We start from the raw sequence: 4,376 nt of genomic DNA on the forward strand, positions 1-4,376 counted from the left end.
AAACTGGTTTACTAATTGCTGTTACTGTACCTCATAACAGCGGGAAGTGCTGTATGAGCATAGCTATTCCCTTTAGCATTGAACACCACACCATCACCAGTATTTGATAACTCCTGATGTCTTCCTAGTGATAGCATTCGTGTAGCATCTCGTGGAGAAGCACTATTTTCAGTAGAACGCTCCCTCTCTAAAATCATCTCCTCTAACTCACTTGCGGCTGCTTCTGAAAGCGGAAATATCTCTTCTCTTGTGTGAATATTCCCTCTACAAATCGTTCGCTTATTCTCATTCCGCACAATAAAATCACCACTACGCTGAACATAAGCCGTCCACTGCCCACCAATTTTGAATTGCTCAATTTCCTTACTTTCAGATTGATTGGCTTGTCGCTGTTCATAGGTAATACCAATCGCTTCTACCAAATTATCAAACATTTCCTTTCGCCAAAATTCCCGGTGAATAGCTCGCAATTCTCCAGCATTATCTAATTTTGGTTCTGATTCCGCTAATGTCACATCTGGCAACTCTATCGAATCAGCATTAACCTTGAGGATAATACTAGAACCTTCCGGTTTTAACGTGGCTGCAAATGTAGTTCCAATAGGCAACTTTGGACTATCAGGTGCAAAAGTTCCTAAATTCTGACCATCAATTTGTAATATTGGTGTCCCGTTATAACGATAAAAGTCTGGATGTGATTCTAGTAATTCAAAAACTCCTACTTCTAGAGTCACACTCCGCTTTCTCCATTGCTGACTGGCAAAGTTTTCATCAGCAAAATCATTGTATTTAATCCCCAACACTTTAATTTCTTCAAAATGAAAATCCTGAAGCTGTTGACATACTTCCTCTGTAAATAAATTATATGCCAAAGCCCCTACACCCGCATCCTGACGTGATGTTGCCCAACTATGATCTACGGGAGGAATAATGCGTAAATCTTTGGGGATATTCAATTCATCTAAATCGTGAATATTGTCACCAAATTTAGCTGCTAATTTCTCAACTAATTTGGGAGATAAATCTTTAAACGCAAATTCAATCATAGGTAATTGGGGATGAATAGTAGCATCAAATTCAATTCCCTTTTGTTCTAAAGATTCCTTCCATTTAATCGCATCTTTCCCAAAAGGAACAGTCAAAACATAAGTATTTTGTGGTAATGCTGCACTGGGCATTTCATAATTATGCTCAAAGGAAAACGTGATTTCCATCTGTGCTGCCAACTGTAAACATTCCTTACGATGTCGGTCTAATTCTGGACGAGTGTGTTGGGTATGCCACAGTGCAGCCGCACCCTCAAATCTATCCTCTGGAGTGGTGAATAACTCATCTATTTCTGCTCGATAACTATCATAAAGTTTGCCCAATTCTTCATTAAATGCTTCTCTATCATCTCCCACCCGTTCTTTAATTTCATCTCTCGATTGTTGAAACCTGGTTTTTAATTCTTCTGCCCATTCTAAGGCATCTACAGATAATGTTTCTTTGGGAAATAAATAACGAAATTCATGTCTATCTCTACTGCGAATCCGTGTTGGTTCCCACAAGGGATTTACTACTTCTCTGGCAATCACATTTATTGCTCCTGGGGCATCTGCTGGCATAGCAAAGGAACGATAAAGCCGGTCATCTTTTTTAAAGTCAAAGAAGTAACTAGGATGGGATTCTGACCATTTTTTGGAATCTGCTAATAAATTTACACCATCAATTTCTTGAATGTCCTCCAATCTTTCGGCACTTTTGGGTGAATCTACTTCTACTTGCAGTGCTTGAAAAAGACGATTCAGCAGCTTCCTTTGTCGTCTGGCAAATCGTTCGCTATTTTCACCTTCACTCGGCGTTGAGGACTGGACACGCCCAATGTTTGTCGCCACTAGACCTACTTTATTTTGACTGCTGGCAGCGGCAATTTGCGATAAATCACGGTATTTTAAATTGCCTTCTTCATCTGTAATTTCTGTATAGGCCAGTTTAGGACGTTGTTTAACTGGTTTAAAATGTCCGGGTTCACCTGCGCGGAGTGTTTCTTTGGCAATATTGGGCAGTTTATTAGCAGGACTAACCATTAATTGGTCGCCGTCAAAATCGGCTTGGTGGTATTCTTCAGCATCTTTGGGGTGAATCCAAACTACGTTGCGAGTTTTCTTTAATTCTGGATCATGGACGTTATTGTAAAGACGAATATTGTCTGAGTTGACAATGGGGTAACGGGTGAGAATCACATCTCCTTCTGGTAGATGGGGGACACAAATTGTCCCTCGTGGTAAAGTGTCGCATGGCATGGCCATACCCGAATTATGGCTGTATCCACTTTTAATTGCTAAATCACGCCATTGATTGGCTATATAATCAGTAGCAAATTTGCGAAATTTGGGTGTTTCAATTAATTGACCATATTTATCGCTGCGAAGTAGAGAAATCCAGCGAGATTCCTGTACTTGATTATTAGTATTATCATCTATTCCGTTAACAGTTTCTTCTGTTTGTTCTTGTTGGGATTGTTGTTTGTCATATTGTTGAATAATGTATTTTGCCAACGTCAAGGGATTACTTTGTAACTTAGCTAGTTCTTGAGCTTTTTTCTCAGTTGGTTGACTTAAATCTTGTTGAACTGCTGCTTCAGAATACCAGATGGTAAACTGCCAACTATTATCATAACTGGTGGCTTTGGCATTACCTCGATTACCTATTACTGCTTGGGGAAGTTGATATTCACCACAAGGGATTAAGTCTTGAAGTTGAGATTTTTTGATGCCTTTAATTGAGGAACGATCCATAACAATATCGTAACCTTCAGCATCTGTTAATTTGGCATCTGGTAAAAAAGTTCCTTTGGCTAAAAAGCTGGTTTTTGGAGATTGAGAATTATCAGTTTCTGCCCAACATTTCATCCACGCAAATCGAAATTGCAGTGGACAATTGCTTTCTCCTCCCAGTTGTTTGGCTAGTTGCGGTGAAATCTTGCCGTGACAGTCTCCGGTTTTGTAATCAGCATATTGTGGGTCTGTAAAGTCTACGATTTTGACTCGTAAGTTTGTAAATGTTTCTGAACCTTTATAGCAATTACTAACTAATAATGAACCATAACGACAAGCGGTATCTGGTTCGGTAGCAAATAATCGTTTAATTTTTTTCCGCAGTGCATCATCAGCGAAGTAATAATTATCGCCTGAACTAAAGGCTAATTTACGTTTAATTCCGTCTGTAAATGTTCTTTGTTTTAAATGGTTGGCATCTGGATTTTTACTGTCAATTTTCACCAGGAGGAGAGATGGCAATTCTGATGGCTCAAATATTTGTGCTAATAGGGAATTCTTAATAATTTCTGGTTCAGATAAATATCTGCCCTTGCCGTTGTTATACGACCCATCAAAGATAGGTATACTCAGTCCAAAACCTTCTATAACTTTAGTAGTTAAATCCATTACCAGTAATCTATTAGATAGCTGATCTAGCAAGCATCAGATTCTAATATTTATCCTGGCATGGAATTACACCCAGTGAAATCATCCAAGTGGATATTTTATACACGTCCAAAATTGTTTATCAAAGAAGGCAGGAAGCAGAGGGCAGGAGGAAAAGCAAGACTGCCTCTTGCCTCCTTCAATAGCCTATTTGCTATCCTAAACTATCTATACCTAAGTACATAAGATAGTGTAGACTTAATATCTACTCGCCACTAATTTTGACGGGTGTAGTAGGTGTCTCCTGGAAGGTGCGAGATGACGAGAAAAATCGAACGCGAATCAATAAACTTTAAACTGCCAAAGCCTTTAGTTAATGCGCTGAGGGCTAAAGCCAGAGAACTCGAAACCACAGCCACAGATTTAGTTATCCAGGGACTAGACTATGTTCTTAATTTAACTCAAGAGCAGACAGGTGAACGTATAGAAAATAATCTAGAAAATCGTCTACACCAACTCGAAACCGAATTACAGAAGTTGACTAACAATATAGAAGCCCGTACAGAAAGCAGTGTAGAAATCAAAGCAGGGCAAGACTCAAAGCGGTTGAGTAACTTAGAACAGAATCTGGAAACATTAGCTAGGCGACTAGATATTTTAGAACAAGCGTTACTTGCTGGTAAATATGGTGGTTCCCAAAAACCTCGTCGATCATCTTACCCATACCAACAGCAAGAAGTAACAATTCAACCCTTTCCCGCCCAAAATTTAGCACAGCGTTTAGGCTTGACTGCATCTTCTCTATCTGCCGAAAGAGAAAAATTAACCACTAAAGAATTTATTAGCTGGACAAGAAACAGAGATCCCAGAAGTATAGGTTGGGAATACCACCCAGAAGATGATTTATATCATCCATTGCTGACGGGATGACGAAATAGTCTAAAAAGCTTATCAGATGCAGATTGTACC

The 4,376-nt window shown here is 39.3% G+C and carries 2 protein-coding genes; one reads left to right on the top strand and one right to left on the bottom strand.

The window, feature by feature from the left end; genetic code table 11:
- Positions 1 to 11: 11 nt before the first annotated feature.
- On the bottom strand, positions 12 to 3,428 hold the full coding sequence (locus VB713_RS28075; protein WP_323314766.1) for an RNA dependent RNA polymerase: 3,417 nt from the start codon (positions 3,426 to 3,428) through the stop codon (positions 12 to 14).
- 297 nt (positions 3,429 to 3,725) lie between these two features.
- Between VB713_RS28075 and VB713_RS28080 the strand changes: the two genes are divergently transcribed.
- Complete coding sequence (locus VB713_RS28080) at positions 3,726 to 4,337, top strand: hypothetical protein (protein WP_323314767.1); 612 nt, start codon at positions 3,726 to 3,728, stop codon at positions 4,335 to 4,337.
- Positions 4,338 to 4,376 lie beyond the last annotated feature (39 nt).

This window comes from Anabaena cylindrica UHCC 0172 (assembly GCF_034931625.1).
Taxonomy (GTDB): domain Bacteria; phylum Cyanobacteriota; class Cyanobacteriia; order Cyanobacteriales; family Nostocaceae; genus Anabaena; species Anabaena cylindrica_A.

Coding starts and splice junctions, on each gene's coding strand:
- VB713_RS28075 (WP_323314766.1), bottom strand. CDS start 3,428: ATGGATTTAACTACTAAAGTTATAGAAGGTTTTGGACTGAGTATACCT.
- VB713_RS28080 (WP_323314767.1), top strand. CDS start 3,726: ATGACGAGAAAAATCGAACGCGAATCAATAAACTTTAAACTGCCAAAG.